The following is a 20,032-nucleotide window of genomic DNA, read 5'->3' on the forward strand; positions in this document are numbered from 1 at the left end:
GCCCGACGATTCAGCACCAGCGACTGTTTCTTCACAACGATTAAGTCGCGCTTTATCGTTGGGTGGTGCTTGACGTTCACCGCCTCCGGGTCTTCCGTTCCGTCGTGGCGTCCGGGTCCGTCCAGGCCGCCGCCACCAACCTCGGCTACACCCCCTCCGCCGTCAGTCAGCACCTCAGCGCACTGCAACGCGAGACGGGCCTCACCCTCCTCGCCAAGGCGGGGCGAGGGTTGCGGCCCACGGCCGCGGGGCACGCCCTCGCTGCCGAGGCCGACCGGGTGCTCGCCCGGGTCGGTGCGGCCGAGTCGCTCATCGCGGATCTGCGCACCGGCCGCACCGGCACCCTGTCCATCGCGTACTTCGCGTCGGTGGGCGCGGCGTGGATGCCGCACGTGGTGCGGTCCGTCCTCACCGGTTTCCCCGGCGTACGGCTCGACCTGCAACTGCGCGAACACATCCCGGACAGCCGGGAGGAGCGCGCCGACGTGCAGGTGGTCGTGGCGGGTGGCGGCTTCGACCCCGGGCCGGGCTTCACCGCCCATCACCTTCTCGACGATCCGTACGTCGCGGTGGTGCCGGTCGGGCACCGCCTCGCCGGCCGGACGGAGACCGACCTGGTCGACCTCGCCGACGAACGCTGGGTCGACAACGACTTCGCGCGGGGCTGGTGCCGCGCCAACCTTCTCGAAGCCTGCACCGCCGCTGGTTTCCGCCCGGCCTTCCGGGTCGAGGCGCACGACTACCGGACCGCGCTGGCCTTCGTCGCCGCCGGCATCGGCCTCACGGTGCTCCCCGCGCTCGGCGCGGCACACCTGCCCGAGGGGGTGACCTGCGTGCGGCTGCTCCGCCCGACGCCGACCCGGTCGATCCACGTGGTGGTGCACGACGCCGTCGAGCACACCCCGGCGGCCAGGACGGCGGTCGCCGCCCTGCGCGACGCCGCCCACTCCGCCCGACCGCTCGGTGCTGATCATGCACTTGTCGGGCCTGACGGGCGGGGTGATTCCGGCTTCCCCGGTGCCGGAACCGCATGACCTCGTCGAGTTCAGGCGAGGGTGCGGCGATGCTCCGCGGCCAGGGTCTAGCGGTGCAGGTGGCGCTTCCAGTCGGCCGGCACCCGGTCGGCCGGGGCCGGTGCGCCCTGCTCCGGGGGACGGTGCGCCGGTGCCACCAGCGGCGGACCCTGCTCGTACAGCACCTGCTGGTCGTAGTCCCAGAACCACTCCTCGCCCGGCTCGAAGCTGCGGACGAACCGGTGCCCGGTCGCGGCGTGGTGGGCGCTGGCGTGCTGGCTGGGCGAGGAGTCACAGCATCCGACGTGACCGCACTGGCCGCACCGCCGGAGATGGAACCACCAGCCCGGCGGGTCGGCCGCCATGCAGTCGGCGCAGCCCGGGCCGCTCGGCGGCACCTCGGGGTCGATGCCTTCCATGGCGTGTCCTCTCCGTCATGCGGTCCGCCCGGCGGCGAGCACCGCGCGCCAGCAGCCGGCAACTCTACCCCCGGCCCGTCCGGGCGGGTCACGCCCTGGTTCCGCGCCGCACGGTCCCCGGTCGGGCGGCTCATTCGGGTCGGGTGGCCTGCCACTCCTCGCGGGTGATCGCGTACTCGACCTCGCCCTGTTCCGTCCCGGGCAGCGGATCGTCCCAGGACGGGAAGAAGGTGCGGATGTGGCGCAGGCCGACGGCCGCCATCACCCGGCGGGATCCGGTGTTCACGGTCATGGTCTGCGCGATGACCCGACGCTGGCCGACCGTGTCGAAGGCGTGCCGCAGCAGTTCCCGGCTGGCCTCGCTGGCCAGACCCTTGCCCCAGTGCCGGCGCGGCAGGCGGTAGCCGAGATCGCTGACCGTCGGGTCGTCCGGCTGGTCGGGGCCGTGTGCCGGCGGAAGCATCATCAGCCCGACGAACTCGCCGTCGTCCTCGGTCGTCGGCGGCGTCGAACCGTGCGCCCCGCCGTCGGTGCCGAACGCCATCCAGTAGCCCAGGCCGTCCACCTTGTCGGCCAGCGCCATCCGGTTAGCGTGCGACCCGACCACCTCGTCCCTGGTGCGGGCCCGGCCGTGGAGGTAACGCAACACCTCCGGGTCGGAGTCCAGCTCGACCTCCAGGTCGAGGTGCCGGTCGGCGAGCGGGACCAGCAGCAGACGATCGGTACGCAGAATCGGTTGCGGCATCGGGCCACGATCGCACGACCCGGCACCGCACGACGCGGGATTTTCGCCTCGCCCCGGGCAGCGGCGCGGCCCGGATGCCGGCCCGGCCGGTTCAGCTGTCCGATCGGGGCAGTATCCGGAACACCGGGTATTCGGCGGCGATTCGCGCGAACTCCGCGAGCGGCGCCCCCCGGTGGACCGGCAGGTGCGGCCTCGCGCCCGGGGCCTTCTCCAGATAGTGACGCAGGATCGGCGCCCGCCGCTCGACCGGCTCCTCCACCAGCAGCACCGGTCGGCGGCGGCCGTGTCGCAGCACCGCCCGCCCGGCGGCGGCCCGTACGTTCCGTACCCAGTTCGCCTGCTCGCCGAGCATCGACACCAGGTACCGCCGGCCGTCGTGGTCGACGGTGACCACGGGGAACGACACCGTCCGACCGCTACGCCGCCCCGCCACCTCCAGGGTGACCCAGTTGCCGGGGGCGAGGAAGCCCGCCGAGAACTGCCACGCCGAGACGCGGTTCATCGACCGGGCCAACCAGTTCGGCCTGCCGCTGCGGTACATCCACCGCTTGAACCGGTGGAGCGGTCGGTCGCTGACCTGTTCCATGATGGGTCCTTCCCGGCGTCGCGTCCCTCGCGTCGACGGTAGGGCGGTGGCTGTCGGTTGCTCAGGGGCGGAAGTCCCGAGACGGCGGACGTCAGCCGGCCCGACTGTTCGCGAGGTGGGACCGAGTCACCTGCCGTCGACGCGGACGCTGAGCTGGGCGCCGAGTTCGCGGAAACCGAGCGCCCGCGCCACCCGACGGGAGGCTGCCGGTCGAGCCCGCCACTGGGGCAACAACCCCTGGGCCAGGCCGTCTGCGGTCGCCGCGGCGGCGACGGTGCGGGCGAAGCCGCGTCCACGCCGGCTCGGCGCGGTCAGCACGCTCAGGTGGGCCACCCGTCCCGGCCAGTGCCGGTAGCCGGCCGCCGCGACGATGGCGGTTCCGACCCGGAGGACGTACGCGGTAGAGGTGATGTCGACCAGCCCGCACTCCGCCGCGTCCTCGGCCGGCACCGACGCCACGAAGTCGACAAGATCAGGGTGGTCGACGGGTAGTCGTTCCGTCGCCTCCCGCCGGTGCGGCCGGTAGCTGTGCTCATCGCAGTAGGCCAGGGTGGCCGGACCCAGCACCTGTGCGACGGGTAGCACGGCGGACAGCCGGTCGGGGTCGGTCAGCGCCTCGACCGGGAGGGTCTGGCAGGCGTGCGTCACCATGCCCACCAGGTCGTCCGTCGGTACCGTACAGATCGCGGCGTCACCCAGGGCGACGACGCCGAGCCAGCCCGGCGGACACATCGACGAGTTCGCCGAGGCGGCCACCGCGACGTGCCGGGCGGGGAAGCTGATCGGCGAGCCGGCCAGCCCGGTCCACACCTGCCGGGCCTGCGCCAGCAACGGGTCGACATCCATGTCAGCAGCCTGCTGCCCGATCGTCAGCGTCGGCCACTGATATTCCCTTCGGCGGGGACGACCTGTCCGGCCACGCGACCCGTCCGCCCCCCGGCGGGAACCGGCTCAGCGGCCAGCCGTCGAGCCGGTACGCCGGATGCGACGCGCTCAGCGGGTGAGGTGCGTCCGCCGGTCGAGGTGGGCGAGCTTGTGCGGGTTGAGCACCGAGTAGAGTCGGCTGATCCGGCCGTCGACGATGAGCAGGTTGACGACCGCGAACAGTCTGCCGTCGAGATCGAACCGGACCGCGACGGCGCCGTTTATCCACATCGGCGTGACCTGATAATCGAGGCCCATCTCGGTCAGCTTGGCCAGCAGCGGGGCCACCCGCCGGGCGCTCTCGACGGGGCGGCGGGCTGCGGGGGCGAGGCCACCGCTGTCGGCGACCACGATCACGTCGGGTGCCAGCACCTCGAGCAGTTCCCGCAGGTCACCGCCGCGCACCGCAGCCAGGAAGCGGTCCACGACGGCCTCCTGCTCGGCGCGGCTGACCCGTACCCGGGGGCGCCGCGCCGCCACGTGTTCCCGGGCGCGGTGGGCGATCTGGCGGACCGCCGCCGGTGTCCTGCCGACGGCTGCGGCGATCTCGTCGTACGGGGTGTCGAACACCTCGCGCAGCACGAACACGACCCGTTCGGTGTGGCCCAGCGTCTCCAGCACGGTGAGCATGGCGAACGACACGCTCTCCGCGAGTTCCACGTCCTCGGCCACGTCGGGGCTGGTCAACAGCGGTTCGGGAAGCCACTGCCCGGTGTACTCCTCGCGCCGTCGGGCCAGCGTACGTAGCCGGTTGAGGGCCTGGCGGGTGACGATCCGCACCAGGTAGGAGCGCGGGTTGCGGACCTCGGCCCGGACCTCGGTGTCGAGGTCCGCCCACCGCAGCCAGGTCTCCTGCACGACGTCCTCGGCGTCGGCGGCGGAACCGAGCATCTCGTACGCGACGGTGAAGAGCAGGCTGCGGTGCGCGACGAAGTGGTCGCCGGTCATGCCCGCGAGGTTACGTGGCTCGGCTGGGCCAGGGGCGGTAGGCCACATGCCGCCGCCATGCCCTGCGCCTCGATGCCGAGCGCGACGTTCATCCGCGCGGCCAGGTTCGCGGCGGCGACGAACGCGGTGAGTTCGACCAGCGCCGGGGCCCCGAGTTGGGTGAGCAGTCGGGTGGAAAGGTCGTCGGTGACCGTCGGTGGGGTCTGCGACATCGCCTCCGCGTACGCCAGGACGTCGCGTTCCAGCGAGGTGAAGACCTCCGATTCGCGCCACCGGGGCACCTCGCGGGCCTTGGTCAGGTCGAGCCCTTCGTGGTGCGCCTGGAAGTAGCCCAGGTCGAGGCAGAAGGAGCAGCCGATCAGGGAGACGGCCGCCATGTGGGCGTACGACTTGAGATCCTGGTCGCAGGCGTTCCACCGGGTGGCCGCCCGGCCCATGCCCATGCTGGTGCGCAGCACCCGCCGGTTGTGCCACATGACTCCGAGCGCGTCGGGTACCACGCCGAACTTCTTCCTGATGATCCGCTTGAGCAGGGCGCCGTGTACGCCGGTGAGTTCCGCCGCGGGAATGCGGGCCATGTCTCCTCCTCGCCTGTCGGTCCTGCCCATCCAGACACCGGCCGGCGAGGCGCTGTGACAGCCCGGCCGGAAACACCGACCAAGCGTTTGCATGACCATACGCCATGGTGCATACTTTTCCTTGTGTCCAAGGTCCTGACCTCCCTGCCCACCGGTGAACGTGTCGGCATCGCCTTCTCCGGCGGCCTCGACACCTCCGTCGCGGTCGCGTGGATGCGCGACAAGGGCGCCATTCCGTGCGCCTACACCGCCGACATCGGCCAGTACGACGAACCCGACATCGCCTCGGTGCCCGACCGGGCGCTCAGCTACGGCGCCGAGGTCGCCCGGCTCGTCGATTGCCGCGCGGCCCTGGTGGAGGAGGGTCTTGCCGCGCTGACCTGCGGTGCCTTCCACATCCGCTCGGGCGGGCGGGCCTACTTCAACACCACGCCGCTGGGGCGCGCCGTCACCGGCACGCTGCTGGTGCGGGCGATGATCTCCGACGACGTGCAGATCTGGGGCGACGGCTCGACCTTCAAGGGCAACGACATCGAGCGGTTCTACCGCTACGGCCTGCTCGCCAACCCGCAGCTGCGCATCTACAAGCCGTGGCTGGACACCGACTTCGTCGGCGATCTGGGCGGTCGCAAGGAGATGTCGGAGTGGCTGCTGGCCCGGAACCTGCCGTACCGGGACAGCACCGAGAAGGCGTACTCCACCGACGCCAACATCTGGGGTGCCACGCACGAGGCGAAGACCCTGGAACACCTCGACACCGGCATCGAGACGGTCAACCCGATCATGGGCGTCCGGTTCTGGGATCCGTCGGTGGAGATCCCCACCGAGGACGTGACGATCGGCTTCGACCAGGGCCGGCCGGTGACCATCAACGGCAAGGAGTTCGGCAGCGCGGTCGACCTGGTGCTGGAGGCCAACGCCATCGGCGGCCGGCACGGACTCGGCATGTCCGACCAGATCGAGAACCGGATCATCGAGGCCAAGAGCCGGGGCATCTACGAGGCCCCCGGCATGGCGCTGCTGCACACCGCGTACGAGCGGCTGGTCAACGCCATCCACAACGAGGACACCCTGGCCAACTACCACAACGAGGGCCGTCGGCTGGGCCGGCTGATGTACGAGGGCCGGTGGCTGGACCCGCAGGCGCTGATGCTGCGTGAATCGCTGCAACGCTGGGTCGGCACGGCCGTCACCGGCGAGGTGACGCTGCGGCTGCGTCGGGGCGAGGACTACTCGATCCTGGACACCACCGGCCCGGCCTTCAGCTACCACCCGGACAAGTTGTCGATGGAGCGCACGACGGACTCCGCCTTCGGCCCGGCCGACCGCATCGGCCAGCTCACCATGCGCAACCTCGACATCGCCGACTCCCGGGCCAAACTGGAGCAGTACGCGCACCTGGGCATGGTCGGCGGCGCTCCGCAGCGGGTGGTCGGTGCCGCCCAGGCGGCCTCGACCGGGCTGATCGGCGCGATGCCGGAAGGTGGCGCGGAGGCCATCGCCTCCCGGGGGGTGCCGTCGGCGGAGGACGAGGCGCTCGACCGCGCCGCCATGGAGTTCGGCGTGGACTGACCGGCCGGCTCCGGCCAGGCTCGCCGTTCGCCACCCACGGTCACCCCCGCCGGCGGCGGACGGTGCCGTCTCCGGCCTGCCGATCCGCGATCGGGCGGGCGGTATCGCCGGTCGGTCGCGCTGGGCACGGTGGCACTGGGCGTTGCGACCCGTACGAACTGTGGACGGTGTGGCAGGCGGGCGGCTGACCATCGCGCCCGCTCTGACCGGCGCGTGTCGCCCCACCTGCGGCCTTGGAGTCACTCGAACTGTCGTGGGCGGCGTGTGGACATCGATCGATGGCCGATCGACCGAGGCGACCTGCTCGGATGTTCGATCTACTTTGCGTAATCGACCGATCGCGCACCGTTCGCGGTTTGACGGTGTCGTCGGTCCGTCATCGCTGCCGAGGAGGAACCGTTGAGGTATCCCACCCGCCTGCCCGCCGCCGTGACGGCGACCGTGCTCGTCGCGTCCGCGCTGACCGTCCTGCCCGCCGCTGCCTCCGCCGCCCCGGCCGCGTACGCCTATCGCGCTGTCGACCTGGGCACCCTGGGCGGTGCCGCCAGCGCCGCCACCGCGACGAACGACCGGGGCACCGTCGTCGGCTGGAGCCTGACGGCCGACGGCTCCCGGCACGCGTTCGTCTGGCGCAACGGGTTGATGACCGACCTCGGAGTGTTGCCGGGGCACGTGGAGTCCACCGCTGTCGACGTCAACGAGCGCGGCGAGGTGGTCGGCACCTCGACCGGCCCTGAGCTGATCACCCGGGCCGTGCTCTGGCGAAATGGCCAGATGATCGACCTGGGTACCCTCGGCGGCGACTACAGCGAGGCGGTCGCCGTCAACGACCGGGGGCAGGTGCTCGGCCTGAGCAACCCGGCCACCGACATCCCGCACCGTGTCTTGTGGCAGGACGGTGCGATCACCGACCTGGGCCGGCAGGACTTCTACGAGCTGACCACCGGGTTCAACAACCGGGGCGACGTGGTGGGCACCTTCAACGTCCCGCCGTACGACTACCCGTGCACCTGCGTGGGTGGCCGGTTGCGGGACGGCGTCCTCACCCCTGTCGGCGACCAGGCGACGGCGATCAACAACCTCGGCGACGTGGTCGGCATCGACGGCGGCCGGGCCTTCCGCTGGCGCGCCGGGGTGCTGACCGACCTGGGCACCTTGGGCGGCGCGACGAGCCGGGCGACCGCCGTGAACGACCTGGGGGTGGTCCTCGGCAGCGCCGACACCGCCCCCGGTGCCCGACGACCCGTCCTGTGGTGGGCCGGGCGCACCGTCGACCTGACCGCCCACGGGCTGAGTGCCACGGACGTGGTCAATGACCTGGACATCCGGAGCCGCCTGGTGGGGAGCCGGGCCGGGCGCGCCACGCTTTTCCGGTAGCGTGCCGGCCGAGCGACGGTGACCGCCTATGTTTCCGGCGCAGAGACGGTGATGACGAGCTTGCCGGCCGGATGACCGTCGGTGAAGTGGTGCAGCGCGTCCGCCGTCTCCGCGAGCGGGTAGCTGCGGTCGACCTGTGGGTCGAGGGCGCCGGACTCGGCGAGGTCGCGCAACTCGTCGAGGTCCTCGACGCGCTCACCAGCGCTGACGGCGCGCAGCCGGTGGCCGACGACCATGGACAACAGCGGCGCGCCGAACATCTGCCGGCCGTAGCCGCCGAGCAGCGCACCCCGGGTCCAGTCGCCGCCGACCAGGGCCAGCGTCCCGCGCGGGGTGAGCGCGCGGCGCAGCAGCGACAGCGGACGGTTGCCGCCGGTGTCGATGACCACGTCGTACACCGGGCCGTCCCGGTCGATCTCCTCGCTGGTGTAGTCGAGGACGTCGTCGGCGCCGAGGGAGCGGACGAAGTCGGTCTTCGTCGGGTGGCAGACCCCGGTGACCGTCGCCCCGTAGGCCTTGGCGATCTGGACGGCCTGGGAACCGACACCGCCGGAGGCGCCGATGACCAGCACCCGGTGACCCGGTCGCACCTGGCCGGTGTCGCGGACCGCGCGCAGGGCGGTCATCCCGGAGACGGGCACGGCGGCGGCCTGCGCGAATGTCAGGTTCGCCGGCTTGCCGGCCAGCCGCCGCTCGTGGGTGGCCGTGAACTCCGCGTACGACCCGCGCAGCGTGGTGCCGTACACCTCGTCGCCGGGCCGGAAGCGGGTCACCTTGGTGCCGACCTCGACCACCACGCCGGCCACGTCCCGACCGAGTACCGGTACCCGGGGGCGGCGCAGCCCGGCGGCGAGTCGGACCAGGTAGGGGCGGCCGGAAAGGAAGATCAACACCCCCGGGTCGACACCGGCGGCGTGGACCCGCACCAGCACCTCGTGGTCGCCGACGCCGGGTCGGTCGAGGTCGCGGAGTCGAACAGTGGACGGCGGACCGTAGCGGTCGTGCACGATGGCCTTCACGATGCCTCCTCGGGATACTGGAACACCTCGTCGAGCCGTACGCCGAGCACGTGGGCGATCCGGAAGGCCATTTCCAACGAGGGGGAGTAGCGGCCCTGCTCGATGGCGATGACGGTCTGCCGGGTCACGCCGATCCGCTCGGCCAGCGCTGCCTGGGTCATCTCGTCGCGGGCGAACCGCAGCGCCCGGATGTTGTTGGTGACGCGGGTCGATTTCACCACTGCGGCACGCCCCTGCGGTAGACGATCACCTTCGCCAGCGAACCGACCAACGCCGACAGCACGAAGCAGAGGTAGACCACGTTGGCGATCCAGAACCAGTGCCACTGTGCCATCGCCATGAGCATCGCCGACACCGCGCCGATCACCACGAACGCCTGCCCGACGTGGTCGCCCAGCCGCCCGATCTCCCGGTCGCGCACGTCGCTGACCCGCGAGGCACGCGGATTCACCACGCCGAGCCCGATCTCGAGGAGCATGCTGACGGCGATGGCGCCGCCGACCGTCCAGAGCAGGACGCCGGCGTACGGTGTCGCGGTCAGCCGGCCGTCGTCGACCCGGCTCAGGACCACGGCCACGTAGACGGCGTAGCCGACCACGCTGACCACCAGCATGATCCAGGCCCGCTTCTCCTGATGGGTCATGACGACTCCCCGATGTAAAGAATTCGTGACATCTGAGAGTAAGGTTTTCTAGACATCATGTCCAGGAAGTTTTACATCGCGGGGTCGATGCCGGGTGATCGAGACCTGCCGGGCGTCTTCGTGATCCCGCAGGCACCGTCGAGTTCGCCGCGTCTGATCCGATCCGCCAGCGGTACCGTCGTCGGTGTCTTCGACAGCATGAGACGGCGCTGCGAATCTGGGTGCCGGTTGCCCGGGCGACGTCCGGCAGGCCGGTTGATCGAGGGAAGGACCCAGCCGTGACCAGTACCGACCGCCGTACCCGCGCCGTCGCGCTCGCGCTGACACTCGGCCTGCTCGCCGGCTGCTCCGCCGGCACCCCGTCCACGCCGACACCAACGCCGACGCTGTCCACGCCGAGGGCGTCCGCCGCGCCGGTCACCGTCGACTTCGCGCCGCTGGAACGGGAGTTCGATGCCCGGCTCGGTGTGTACGCGATCGACACCGGCAGCGGCGGCACCGTCGCGCACCGGGCCGACGAGCGCTTCGCGTACGCCTCGACCTTCAAGGCCCTCGCCGCCGGCGCGGTACTCGCCGCGACCTCGGACGCGGAGCTGGACCGGGTCGTCAGCTACTCCCGTGACGACCTGGTCGCCTACTCGCCGATCACCGAGCGGCACGTCGACACCGGCCTGTCGCTGCGGGCGATCGCCGACGCGGCGGTGCGCTACAGCGACAACACCGCCGGGAACCTGCTGCTCGAGCAGCTCGGCGGGCCCACGGGCTTCAAGCGGGTGTTGCGCGGGGTCGGCGACGAGGTGACCGAGCCGGTGCGCTGGGAGACCGGGCTCAACGCGTACGTCCCGGGCGAGCGCCGCGACACCAGCACACCCCGGGCCCTGGCCACCACGCTGCGGGCGTACGCGGTCGACGACGCCCTCAGCCCGGCCGACCGGGCCGTGCTCGTGGACTGGCTCACGCGCAACACCACCGGTGACAGGACGATCCGGGCCGGCGTGCCCGAGGGCTGGACGGTGGGTGACAAGACCGGCTCGGCCGACCACGGCACCCGCAACGACATCGCGGTCATCTGGCCGCCGGACCGGGCGCCGATCGTGCTGGCCGTGCTCTCCGACCGGACCGAGCCCGACGCCGAGCGCGACGACGCCCTGCTCGCCCGGGCCGCCGAGCTGACCCTCGACGCGCTGAGCTGAGCCGGCCGCTGCAGCCGGGACCGGGCGACGCGCCGGTCGTCCTGGCGGCCGGTCCCGGTCGGTGGCGCGGCTCGTGTGCGTCCCGGTTGCGGCCGCGCCGCCCGTCGGCGCGGCCTTAACCGGACGACCGTCAGGGGGCCGGGACCGTGGCGGGGGCGGTCAGGTCGAAGTCGGCGGTGACCGGGGTGTGGCCGATCCGCACCGGCTGCGCCTCGGACACCTGCGCGGCGTTGGGGAACCAGCGGCTGGGCACGAAAGCGCAGTCGCACCGCAGCAGCACCCGCTGCCCCGGCAGCAGCCGCAGCGTGTAGTCGGCGCCGACGTCGACCACCCCGGTCACGTCGCCGGTCCGCGCGTGGAAGGCGATCACCTGGGAGTAGTTCGGCATCTCGTCGACGGCGATGGTGCCGCTGACCACGGTGCCGGCGACGAGTGTCTGATCGCTGGTCACGGACGTGCCGGACCGGACCCGTACGGTGTCGGCCTTCCGGCGGTCGGCCACCCCGCCGGACCACTGGCTGGCCAGTCCGGGACCGGTGTAGTACAACGGCCAGCGGTACGGTCCGAGACCGGTGAGCGTGTACCGGCCGTCGTCATCGGTGATGACGCCGTAGTCGCTGTACTTGGGATGCGGAACCACCGGCAGGGGCAGGACGTATCCGAAGTAGACCGGGGTGCCGTCCGCCGCGCGGGTGACCCGGCCGGTGACGCTGCCCGGCGGGTCGAGCCGGACCGTCGGGGCGGTGACCGTCCTGCCCGGACGCACCCGGATCGTCACGCCGCGCTCCCGCTGCCCGGTGCCGCCGTGCCGACCGACCCACTGCATGCCGTACTGCGCGTTGTCGTAGGGCTTGGCGAGCAGGTGATAGCGCCCGGGCGGCACGTTGCTGGCGAGCAGGTCGCCACCGTCGACGCCGGTGCAGCCGCCGTGCCGGCCCTCCTGCGCCTCCCCCTGATACACGACGGTGAGCCGGTCGCGGTCGACGGGAACCAGGGACACGCACCCTCGTACGGGGGCCCCGGTGGTCCGGTCGCGCAACGTGGTCCGTACCTCGCCCGCAGTGGTGTCGACGGTGGTCCGACCGGCTTCATGCCGGTGGGACGCGGTGGCGAACGTGGGCGTGGACGGCGCGGCGACGGTGGCGCGCGGGGCGGCGGCGGACTGGGCGAGCCCGGGGCTCGCGGCAGCGGGCAGCGGCAGGCTGACGACGAGCAGGGCGACGGTGAGTGGGACGGCGTGACGTGGTGACCGCGGCATCGGCGGGATCCTCTCCACCCGGCGGACGAAAACCCACTCACGGTAGCGACTGTGACGGAGTCGTCACACGTTGTGTCGGGAGGTGGTCAGGGGATCGGCCACTCGTGGACCGGGCGGTTGCTGTGCATCAGCTCCACGTAGTGCCGGACCACCTGACGCAGGGCGTCCGGGCGGTCCAGCTGATCGGTCGACTCCAGCCGGTGCAGCGTCGCCACCTGCCAGGTGGCGCCGTTGCGGCCGGTCAGGCAGCGTTGCTCGATGATGCCGAGCAGCCGGTCCCGCTCGTCCGGCTCGACACCCCACCGGTCCAGACCGTGGTGGGCCAGCGGCAGCAGGCGGCGCAGCACCAGCTCGGCGACCGGCAGGTAGCCCAGGCCGGGCCAGAAGACGTGGGCGTCGATGCCGTGCCGGGCGCAGGTGTTGAAGTTCTCCTCGGCGGCGCTGAACGACATCTGGGACCACAGCGGCCGGTCGGCCTCGGCGAGCGCGCGGACCAGCCCGAAGTAGAACGCCCCGTTGGCGATGGTGTCCAGCACGGTCGGTCCGGCCGGCAGGACACGGTTCTCCACCCGCAGGTGCGGACGGCCCCGCAGCACGTCGTAGACCGGCCGGTTCCACCGGTAGATGGTGCCGTTGTGCAGCCGCAACTCGGCCAGGGTCGGCACGCCTCCGGCGGCGAGCGTCTCGGACGGGTCCTCCGGGTCGCAGACCGGCAGCAGCGCCGGGAAGAAGCGCACGTTCTCCTCGAACAGGTCGAACACCGAGGTGATCCAGCGTTCACCGAACCAGACCCGGGGGCGTACGCCCTGGGTCTTGATCTCCTCGGGGCGGGTGTCGGTGGCCTGCTGGAACAGGGGGATGCGGGTCTCCCGCCACAGTTCACGGCCGAAGAACAGCGGTGAGTTCGCGCCGAGCGCCACCTGGATCCCGGCGATGGCCTGGGCGGCGTTCCAGTAGTCGGCGAACTGGGCGGGGCCGACCTGGAGGTGGAACTGGGTGCTGGTGCACGCCGCCTCGGGCGTGATCGTGTCGGCGGTGACCGCCAGCCGCTCGACCCCGTTGATGGCGATCCGCAGGTCCTCGCCCCGGGCCGCGAAGATCTGCTCGTTGAGCAGCGCGTACCGGGGATTGGCCGACAGGGTGGCGGCGGTCAGGTGCTCCGGCAGCACGGTCGGCAGGATGCCGATCATCACCAGCTGGGCGTCGACCGTGCGGGCCCGCTGGTCGGCCGCGTTCAGGGCGGCGCGTACGTGTTCCTCGAACTCGGCGGTGCCGGTGCCGGCCAGCCGCCGTGGTGCGACGTTGATCTCGACGTTGAACTGGCCGAGCTCGGTCTGGAAGCTTGGGTCGGCCACCGCACGCAACACGTCCGCGTTGCGCATCGCCGGCATCGAGTCGGCGTCGACCAGGTTCAGCTCGATCTCCAACCCGGTCATCGGCCGCTCGACGTCGAACCGGGACTCGCGCAGCATCTCGGCGAAGACGTCGAGACAGCGGCGCACCTTGTCCCGGTAGCGAGCCCGATCCTGGCGGCTGAAGGTCTGTACGCCGACTTCCTCGCCCATAGGTCACCACCCTGTCACCGCTGGTACCCCAAACGTCGCACGTCCATGCCACCTACACCCGGCCGGGACCGGTCGGGAAGGTCCGTACCATGGCGGGCGTGCGTGACAAGGTGACCCGACTGTTCGTGGTGGCGGCGATCGCCGAGGCGATCTCCTGGGCCGGGCTGCTGGCCGGGATGGTGGTCAAGTACGGCCCACCCGGCAACGAGCTGGGGGTGCAGGTCTTCGGCCCGATCCACGGCGCGCTCTTCGTCGCGTACGGAGTGCTGGTGCTGGCGGTGGCCCGGGTGCACCGGTGGAGCCCGCTGGCCACGCTCGTGGCGCTGGCCTGCGCGGTGCCACCGTTCGCCACCGTCGTCTTCGAGCGTTGGGCGCGGCGGCGGGGGATGCTCGGCTCCGTCGCGCCGGCCCGGGAGCCGGCTCCGGTCGGCTGACGCCGGGCCGGTCAGCCGGTCCCGCCGTCGACGTGCGTCGGCGGCGTCAGCCGGACGGCCGCCTCAGGTCACCGCCGCGCAGGCGGCCACCGTGGCGAGGACCAGTACCCCCAGCACCGCCTGAAGCAGCAGCGGGGGCCCCAGGTGCGACCACATGGTGGCCGTGCGAGGCCGGAGCAACTGCCCCGTGGTGAGGTTGACGATCCGTTCGATCTTCGGTGCCAGGTCGGGATCGCCCTGGTCGCGCAGGGTCAGCTGGACGTGGTCGGCCGGATGCAGCGCACTCTGCGGCAGGTGCCCGTGCAACTCCACCTCGTAGAGCCGGCCGGCGCCGTCGCGGAGGCGGACCGGAGTGACCAGGTACTCAGGGCCCTTCTTCAGCTCCTTGAAGCTGCGCCGGCCGGTGCCGGAACCGGCCGACAGCAGGGCTCGCACCAGCCCGGCCAGCAGACCCGCCACGCCGGCCGCGGCGAGCACCACCACCAGCGCCGGCTGCCCCACCCGCACCTCCCGGGGATAGCCGTCCATCAGGCGCACGATCTGCGCGGTGAGGATCCGCCCGGTGGGGTGCAGACTGCGTCGGGAGTACGATGTCGCGTCCATTCCACCACCCAGAGTTCGCCTACGCCTACAGATCGTATCGATCCTCGGGGTTGAACGACGTGAATGAAAACCGGTCACGCGGTTGCCGGCAGGTGACAAGCACGGCGACGCGGGTAAGCGGTGGGTCGAGCCGGAAAGGGGTCGAGCATGCAGCTGTCCTTCCTGCGCCCGCTGTACCAGCGTCCGGGCCCGTGGTGCTCGGTCTACCTGGACGCCTCCCTGGACACCGAGGACGCGCACGCGGCACTCGATCTGCGCTGGCGTGGTCTGCAACGGCAACTTGCCGAACAGGGGGCGGACGAGCCGACGATCGCCGCGATCGACCGGGTGATCCGGGGACACGATCCGATGCCCGGCGACTACGGGTTGGCCGTGTTCGGCACCCAGGGACAGGTGGTGCTCTCCGAGTACCTGTCCGCCCCGCCCCGTCGGGATCTGGCCGCGTACGCCCCGCTGCCGCACGTGATGCCGCTGCTGGCGCAGCGCGGTGAGCAGGTGGCGTGGGTGCGGGTGCTCGCCGACCGCACCGGCGCCGACGCGATGTCGGTGAGCGCCGGCGGAGTGCCGCGCCGAGCACACGTGACCGGCCGGGAGAGCTACCAGCTGCGCCGGGTCAAGCCGGGCGGCTGGTCCCAGTCGCGCTACCAGCGGGCCGCGATGGAGGCATGGCATCACAACGCCGGTGACGTCACCGCCGCGACCGTCGAACTGGCCGAGCGGGTCGGTGCCGAGGTGGTGGTGGTGGCCGGCGACGTCCGTGCCACCGGGATGATCGCCGCCCAGATGCCGGACCGCTGGCAGGACCTGGTGGTACGCACCGACGCCGGTTCCCGGGCCGGCGGTGCCGACCAGACCCTGCTCGACGACCTGACCGTGCAGACCATCGCCGAGGTGGCCGATCAGCGGGTGCACGCGGCCCTGGACCGCTTCGGCACGCAGGAGGACGTCGGCGCCGGGCTCGACGCCGTGGTGGCCGCGTTGCAGCGCAACCAGGTCGACACGATGCTGATCGTCGACGACCCCTCGGCCGACGGTCAGCTCTGGATCGGCCCGGCGGCCACCGACATCGCCACCGAGCCGGGGCACCTGGCCACGGTCGCCGAACCGGAGCGGGTCCGGGCCGACGCGGCGCTGGTGCGTGCCCTGGTGGGCACCGACGCCGAACTGACCGTGCTCGGCCCCGACGAGGCGCCGGAGCTGGTGGACGGGGTGGGCGCGGTGCTGCGCTACGTCGACCCGGTCACCCCGGGACGGGGCGGTGCCTGACCCGGGCGTCGCTGACGCGGTGGTCGATAGGCTGCGGGCCTGGCGGATTCCGCGCGTCTTCGGCCACCCGCAGGAGGCGGTCGCGGCGGTTGTCGAGGCGCTCGACGCCACCGGTGACGACCCGCAGTTCGTACCCGTCCGCGACGCGGAGGACGCCGCGGTGATGGCGGCCGGGCACGCCCGGTTCACCGGCGAGCCGGGCGTCTGCCTGGCGGCCGGCGGGGTGGCCGCCGCAGGCCTGCTCGCGGGTCTCGACGCCGCCCGGGGCGCCGGCCTGCCGGTGCTCGCCGTCGTCGTCGAGCCCGTCGTCACCGAGCCCGTCGTCGTCGAGCCCGTCGTCACCGAGCCCGTCGTCGTCGAGCCCGTCGTCACCGAGCCCGTCGTCGCCGAGCCCGTTGTCTCCGCGTCCGAGGCCGCCCGGGTCGTCCACCGACAGCTCGCCGAGGTGTGCCACCGCCTCCGGTACGTCACCGAGCCGGCGCGGGCGCCGGAGCTGGTGGACGAGGCGCTGCGCGCCGCGACGCGCGCCCGCGGTCCGGTGGGCCTGGTCGTGCCGCACTCGGCGCCGCACGGTGCGATGCGGGTCGCGGCGTCGGGCCCCGGCATCGACGTCCGGCTGGTGCTCGACGAACTGTCCAGTCGGCTGCCCCCGAACAGCGTGGTGACCGCCGACGGCACCGGGCCGACGGCCGGGTTCGCCAACCCGGCGGGTTCGCCGGCCGAGGTTGTCATCGGCCCGGCCGGGCTGCCCGGAAGCGCGCTGCCGTACGCCCTCGCGGCGAAAATGGCCGCGCCCGACCGGCCGGTGATCGCTCTGGTCACCGACGACGGGATGCGCTCGCACGGGCTGTCCGAGCTGATCACCATCGCGCGGCGGCGACCGGCCTGGCCCGACCCGCGTCTGGTGGTGCTGGTGCACAACACCCGGTCCGGTCACCCCCGGTGCCTGGACCCGGCCCGGCCGGTCACCGACGACGTCCCGTACGCCGGCTGGGCCCGGTTGCTCGGCCTGCACGGGGTGCGCGTCGACCGGCCGGAGCTGGTCGGCGCGGCCTGGGACGAGGCGCTGAACGCCGACCGCCCGTGCGTGCTGGAGATCGTGACGAACGCCCTCACCTTCGGCTCGTGGAACCGGCCGGGATTCGACAACATCGGGGATTCTGCTGTCCCAGGCGACGGCGGTACAGCAACATCCCCGATGTTGCCGGACGGCGACGGTGCGCCGGCGATGGCGGGCTGGCGCTCTTGGCGGGAAGGGGCAAGATCCGCTGGTTGATGCCGTCCGGTGGGGAGATGCCCTGTTTAACCCGCATCGTGGCGGGAAGCCGGGCCGCGTGGTGAGCGATCGAGGGAAGGTGGGACCGGTGCGCAAGGTGCGCCCGGGACTGACGGCGGCCGGCGCCGGCATGGCCGGTGACCGCGTCGTCGCGGCGGGCAGCACCGCCCGGATCCTGGTCGCGGCCATCGCCCGCGCGCTGAGTGGCAGCGACTGCGCCGACCTCGGGCACGTCGGACCGGTGTCCCGGTTCGCCGGCACGCCCGACCCGGTGCGGCGGGCGGCGGCGATCCGGTCCGCCGGCCGGACCGCCCTGACCGCCGGGCAGGCCGCCGAGGTCGACGCGGGGCGGGTCGCCCGGTGGTTCGTCGACCAGTACCCGCGACGCCGTTATCCGGGGGCGCTGCTGGGCTCCCCGCACGGCGGTGTCGCGCATCTGGCGGTTGCGCTGGGCATGCCCTGGCTGCCCGCCGGCTTCGAGATGATCGCGCACTGGCCGCAGGGCGCGGTGGACCGGCCGCGCGCCGCCCTGGATCACGGGGCGGCGCTCGCCGGCCGGGTGCTCGCCGGCAGTCCCGACCTGCACGTGCGGCAGGTGCACTGCCCGGCCAGCCGGGGTGCGCTGGCCGGGGCGACCGTGGCGTTGACCGGCCGTTGGCGGGCGCTGCCGGCGGCGTACCGCAGCTTCCTGGCCGACCGGCTGGCCCCCGGCGCCCCGGTGCTGATGCTGCGCGACACCCGGACCTGGCCGGTGGTCGACGCCGCCGACGGACACAGCTTCCAGCTCGGCTGCCCGGCCAGCGGGCTCAACCCGGTGGACTTCCATCCCGACAGCCACGCGCTGCGGCAGGTGCTGCGCGCGGCCGGCGGTGACAGCGAACGCTGGGAACCGCCGGAGATCGCCGCTCCGCCGGCCGCCGCCGAGCACGGCGTGGAGTCCGGTTTCGACCGGGGTGTACGGGACTGGGCCGCCCGGCACGGTCATCCGCTGCACCAGATCCTGGTACCCACGCCCGCCGCGCTCAGCGCCGCCACGGCGGACCTGTACCGGCGCTGGTTGCGGGCCGCCGGCAAGACCGGTGACCGCCTGGTGGTGGAGTGCGGGCGGCTGCTCGACCCCTGGCAGGTGCTCCGGGCCGGGCTGGTGCCGTACTGGTGCGAGAACGCCACCCGGCGCAGCGTCGAGCAGGTGGAGTGGTGGTTGGCCGGCAGCGAGTCGTTCACCTCGGTCGACGTGCTGCCGGAGCCGCCCGGCGTACGCTCACCGGCGCTGGCCGGCCTGCCGCAGTGGCTGGCGGTCGCCGGCTTCGGTCGGCGGCGGCGGGCCCTCGACCGCACCGCGGCGCGCGGCTACCCGGTCACCTCGGTGCCGACCCGCAGAGCCACCGAGGTGCTCCGCGCCCAGCCGTACGACCTGCCCAGTCCGGCGCCGCTGGCCACCGGCGAGGCTCTGGCCGCGCTGCGCGACGGCGGCAGCCACCACGGCCTGCTGATCTGTTGAGACCGGGCTGACGAAACATCCTCGCGAACCCGCGATCCCGTGATTGAGTACCTACGGAGCGGGAACACCGCCGGCTGCGACAGGCTGATCACCTCGCGTGGCGCGGCGCCGTCGCCCGCTGGCATCCCAGTCACGTAACCCAGTCACAGGCCCGTGCGTGCCTACGCGCGTGCCCGGTGTCGGCGAATCCGGGCGGGGTCCTTCCCGAGGGAGGCGCGGATGTTCGGACAGACCACCACAACCACACCACCAACCACCGATCGGGGGCTCGAGGACCTCGACGCCGCGGCGTTGGCGTACGCGGCACGGATCGAAGGGCTACCGCCGGAGCGTCGCCAGGAGGCCCGCGACGACCTGGTCCGGTTCGCGTTGCCGTTCGCGGGTCGGTTGGCCCGCCGCTACCGGGGGCGTGGGGAGCCGTTGGAGGATCTGGAACAGGTGGCCCGCCTGGGGCTGGTCAACGCCGTCGACCGGTACGACCCGGAACGTGGTTCCTTCACCGCGTACGCGGCGATCACCATCGTGGGTGAGATCAAGCGGCATTTCCGGGACCGCACCTGGGGCGTGCACGTGCCACGCCGGCTGCGCGATCTGATCCTGGAGGTCGGACAGGCGACGGCGGCGCTGACCAGTGAGCTGTCCCGGGCACCCACGGTGGCCGAACTGTCCAAACGGTTGGAGACGCCGGAGGAGGAGATCCTCGCCGCGCTGGAGTCGGCGGCCGGCTACAGTCCGGCGTCGCTCAACGCGCCGGTCGGCGGGGAGAGTTCGGCGGAGTTCGGCGACCTGGTCGGCGAGTCGGACATCGCGTTGGAGTCGGTGGACGACCGGGTGACCGTCAGCGGCCTGTTGCACCGGCTGCCCTGGCGGGAGCGGCGGATCCTGGCCATGCGGTTCTACGGCAATCAGACCCAGGCCGAGATCGCCGCCCGCTTCGGCATCTCCCAGATGCACGTGTCCCGGTTGTTGTCGAGGGCGCTGACCTGGCTGCGCCAGGCGATGCTCGCCGACGCGCCGCCACCGTGGCAGAACGGTCCGGGCGAGTCCGAGGCGGCCAACCAGACGCGCGCCGTGGCTCCGGTTCGCGGCCGCTGACCGGTCGACCGAACGTC

At 72.5% G+C, this 20,032-nt stretch carries 21 protein-coding genes; 9 read left to right on the forward strand and 12 right to left on the reverse strand.

The features are described from left to right. Positions 1 to 65 precede the first annotated feature (65 nt). Complete coding sequence (locus O7597_RS24965; protein WP_281580897.1) at positions 66 to 1,034, forward strand: LysR family transcriptional regulator; 969 nt, start codon at positions 66 to 68, stop codon at positions 1,032 to 1,034. A 47-nt stretch (positions 1,035 to 1,081) separates the two neighbouring features. Here O7597_RS24965 and O7597_RS24970 read toward each other — a convergent pair whose 3' ends face one another. The 6 genes from O7597_RS24970 to O7597_RS24995 form a co-directional block, all read right to left on the reverse strand. Further along, positions 1,082 to 1,432 (reverse strand): UBP-type zinc finger domain-containing protein, encoded by a 351-nt coding sequence (locus O7597_RS24970; protein WP_269741140.1) that lies wholly within the window; start codon positions 1,430 to 1,432, stop codon positions 1,082 to 1,084. Positions 1,433 to 1,562: 130 nt separating this feature from the next. Then, the gene (locus tag O7597_RS24975; RefSeq protein WP_269741141.1) at positions 1,563 to 2,177 is read right to left on the reverse strand and encodes a GNAT family N-acetyltransferase; all 615 of its coding nucleotides are present in this window, start codon (positions 2,175 to 2,177) and stop codon (positions 1,563 to 1,565) included. Positions 2,178 to 2,268: 91 nt separating this feature from the next. Then, positions 2,269 to 2,763: a nitroreductase/quinone reductase family protein gene (locus O7597_RS24980; RefSeq protein WP_269741142.1), complete on the reverse strand. Its 495-nt coding sequence runs from the start codon at positions 2,761 to 2,763 to the stop codon at positions 2,269 to 2,271. Between the two features lie 126 nt (positions 2,764 to 2,889). Continuing rightward, positions 2,890 to 3,609, reverse strand: coding sequence for a GNAT family N-acetyltransferase (locus O7597_RS24985; protein ID WP_281580898.1), 720 nt, complete (start codon positions 3,607 to 3,609; stop codon positions 2,890 to 2,892). A 147-nt stretch (positions 3,610 to 3,756) separates the two neighbouring features. Continuing rightward, a complete protein-coding gene (locus O7597_RS24990; RefSeq protein ID WP_281580899.1) occupies positions 3,757 to 4,635 on the reverse strand; it encodes an RNA polymerase sigma-70 factor in 879 nt (292 codons plus the stop codon). After that, a complete protein-coding gene (locus O7597_RS24995; protein ID WP_281580900.1) occupies positions 4,632 to 5,213 on the reverse strand; it encodes a carboxymuconolactone decarboxylase family protein in 582 nt (193 codons plus the stop codon). The genes O7597_RS24990 and O7597_RS24995 overlap by 4 nt, the downstream gene beginning before the upstream one ends. Positions 5,214 to 5,336: 123 nt before the next feature. Here O7597_RS24995 and argG point away from each other — a divergent pair, with 123 nt between their 5' ends. After that, complete coding sequence (gene argG / locus O7597_RS25000) at positions 5,337 to 6,785, forward strand: argininosuccinate synthase (protein WP_269741146.1); 1,449 nt, start codon at positions 5,337 to 5,339, stop codon at positions 6,783 to 6,785. A 399-nt stretch (positions 6,786 to 7,184) separates the two neighbouring features. Further along, entirely contained in the window at positions 7,185 to 8,162 is a 978-nt protein-coding gene (locus tag O7597_RS25005; RefSeq protein WP_281580901.1) for a hypothetical protein, read from the forward strand. A gap of 26 nt (positions 8,163 to 8,188) precedes the next feature. Here O7597_RS25005 and O7597_RS25010 read toward each other — a convergent pair whose 3' ends face one another. Genes O7597_RS25010 through O7597_RS25020 form a run of 3 tightly spaced genes read right to left on the reverse strand, consistent with a single transcriptional unit; the run spans position 8,189 to position 9,824 of the window. Beyond that, the gene (locus tag O7597_RS25010; protein ID WP_281580902.1) at positions 8,189 to 9,181 is read right to left on the reverse strand and encodes an NAD(P)-dependent alcohol dehydrogenase; all 993 of its coding nucleotides are present in this window, start codon (positions 9,179 to 9,181) and stop codon (positions 8,189 to 8,191) included. Next, positions 9,178 to 9,402 carry a helix-turn-helix transcriptional regulator gene (locus O7597_RS25015; protein WP_269741149.1) on the reverse strand — a complete coding sequence of 75 codons (225 nt, stop codon included), beginning with the start codon at positions 9,400 to 9,402 and terminating at the stop codon, positions 9,178 to 9,180. The genes O7597_RS25010 and O7597_RS25015 overlap by 4 nt, the downstream gene beginning before the upstream one ends. Continuing rightward, complete coding sequence (locus tag O7597_RS25020) at positions 9,396 to 9,824, reverse strand: hypothetical protein (protein WP_281580903.1); 429 nt, start codon at positions 9,822 to 9,824, stop codon at positions 9,396 to 9,398. Before O7597_RS25020 ends, O7597_RS25015 begins: the two co-directional genes overlap by 7 nt. A gap of 278 nt (positions 9,825 to 10,102) precedes the next feature. On the opposite strand from O7597_RS25020, the gene bla reads away from it, so the two are divergent. Then, positions 10,103 to 11,017: a class A beta-lactamase gene (gene bla, locus O7597_RS25025; RefSeq protein WP_281580904.1), complete on the forward strand. Its 915-nt coding sequence runs from the start codon at positions 10,103 to 10,105 to the stop codon at positions 11,015 to 11,017. A gap of 130 nt (positions 11,018 to 11,147) precedes the next feature. Here the strand turns inward: bla and O7597_RS25030 are convergent, their stop codons facing one another. After that, the gene (locus O7597_RS25030) at positions 11,148 to 12,275 is read right to left on the reverse strand and encodes a hypothetical protein (protein WP_281580905.1); all 1,128 of its coding nucleotides are present in this window, start codon (positions 12,273 to 12,275) and stop codon (positions 11,148 to 11,150) included. Between the two features lie 86 nt (positions 12,276 to 12,361). Next, positions 12,362 to 13,840, reverse strand: coding sequence for a glutamate--cysteine ligase (locus O7597_RS25035; RefSeq protein WP_281580906.1), 1,479 nt, complete (start codon positions 13,838 to 13,840; stop codon positions 12,362 to 12,364). An 89-nt stretch (positions 13,841 to 13,929) separates the two neighbouring features. Between O7597_RS25035 and O7597_RS25040 the strand changes: the two genes are divergently transcribed. After that, complete coding sequence (locus tag O7597_RS25040; protein ID WP_269741153.1) at positions 13,930 to 14,274, forward strand: DUF3817 domain-containing protein; 345 nt, start codon at positions 13,930 to 13,932, stop codon at positions 14,272 to 14,274. 63 nt (positions 14,275 to 14,337) lie between these two features. Here O7597_RS25040 and O7597_RS25045 read toward each other — a convergent pair whose 3' ends face one another. Further along, entirely contained in the window at positions 14,338 to 14,877 is a 540-nt protein-coding gene (locus O7597_RS25045; protein ID WP_269741154.1) for a hypothetical protein, read from the reverse strand. A gap of 147 nt (positions 14,878 to 15,024) precedes the next feature. Here O7597_RS25045 and O7597_RS25050 point away from each other — a divergent pair, with 147 nt between their 5' ends. The 4 genes from O7597_RS25050 to O7597_RS25065 all read left to right on the forward strand — a co-directional run bounded on the left by O7597_RS25050 (position 15,025) and on the right by O7597_RS25065 (position 20,015). Further along, positions 15,025 to 16,143: a Vms1/Ankzf1 family peptidyl-tRNA hydrolase gene (locus tag O7597_RS25050; RefSeq protein WP_269741155.1), complete on the forward strand. Its 1,119-nt coding sequence runs from the start codon at positions 15,025 to 15,027 to the stop codon at positions 16,141 to 16,143. Beyond that, positions 16,136 to 17,419, forward strand: coding sequence for a thiamine pyrophosphate-binding protein (locus O7597_RS25055; protein ID WP_281580907.1), 1,284 nt, complete (start codon positions 16,136 to 16,138; stop codon positions 17,417 to 17,419). The genes O7597_RS25050 and O7597_RS25055 overlap by 8 nt, the downstream gene beginning before the upstream one ends. Before the next feature lie 130 nt (positions 17,420 to 17,549). Further along, a complete protein-coding gene (locus O7597_RS25060; RefSeq protein ID WP_281583318.1) occupies positions 17,550 to 18,920 on the forward strand; it encodes a hypothetical protein in 1,371 nt (456 codons plus the stop codon). Between the two features lie 219 nt (positions 18,921 to 19,139). After that, positions 19,140 to 20,015: a SigB/SigF/SigG family RNA polymerase sigma factor gene (locus O7597_RS25065; RefSeq protein WP_164447257.1), complete on the forward strand. Its 876-nt coding sequence runs from the start codon at positions 19,140 to 19,142 to the stop codon at positions 20,013 to 20,015. Positions 20,016 to 20,032 lie beyond the last annotated feature (17 nt).

This window comes from Verrucosispora sp. WMMC514 (assembly GCF_027497295.1).
GTDB classification, from domain to species: Bacteria; Actinomycetota; Actinomycetes; order Mycobacteriales; family Micromonosporaceae; genus Micromonospora; species Micromonospora palythoicola.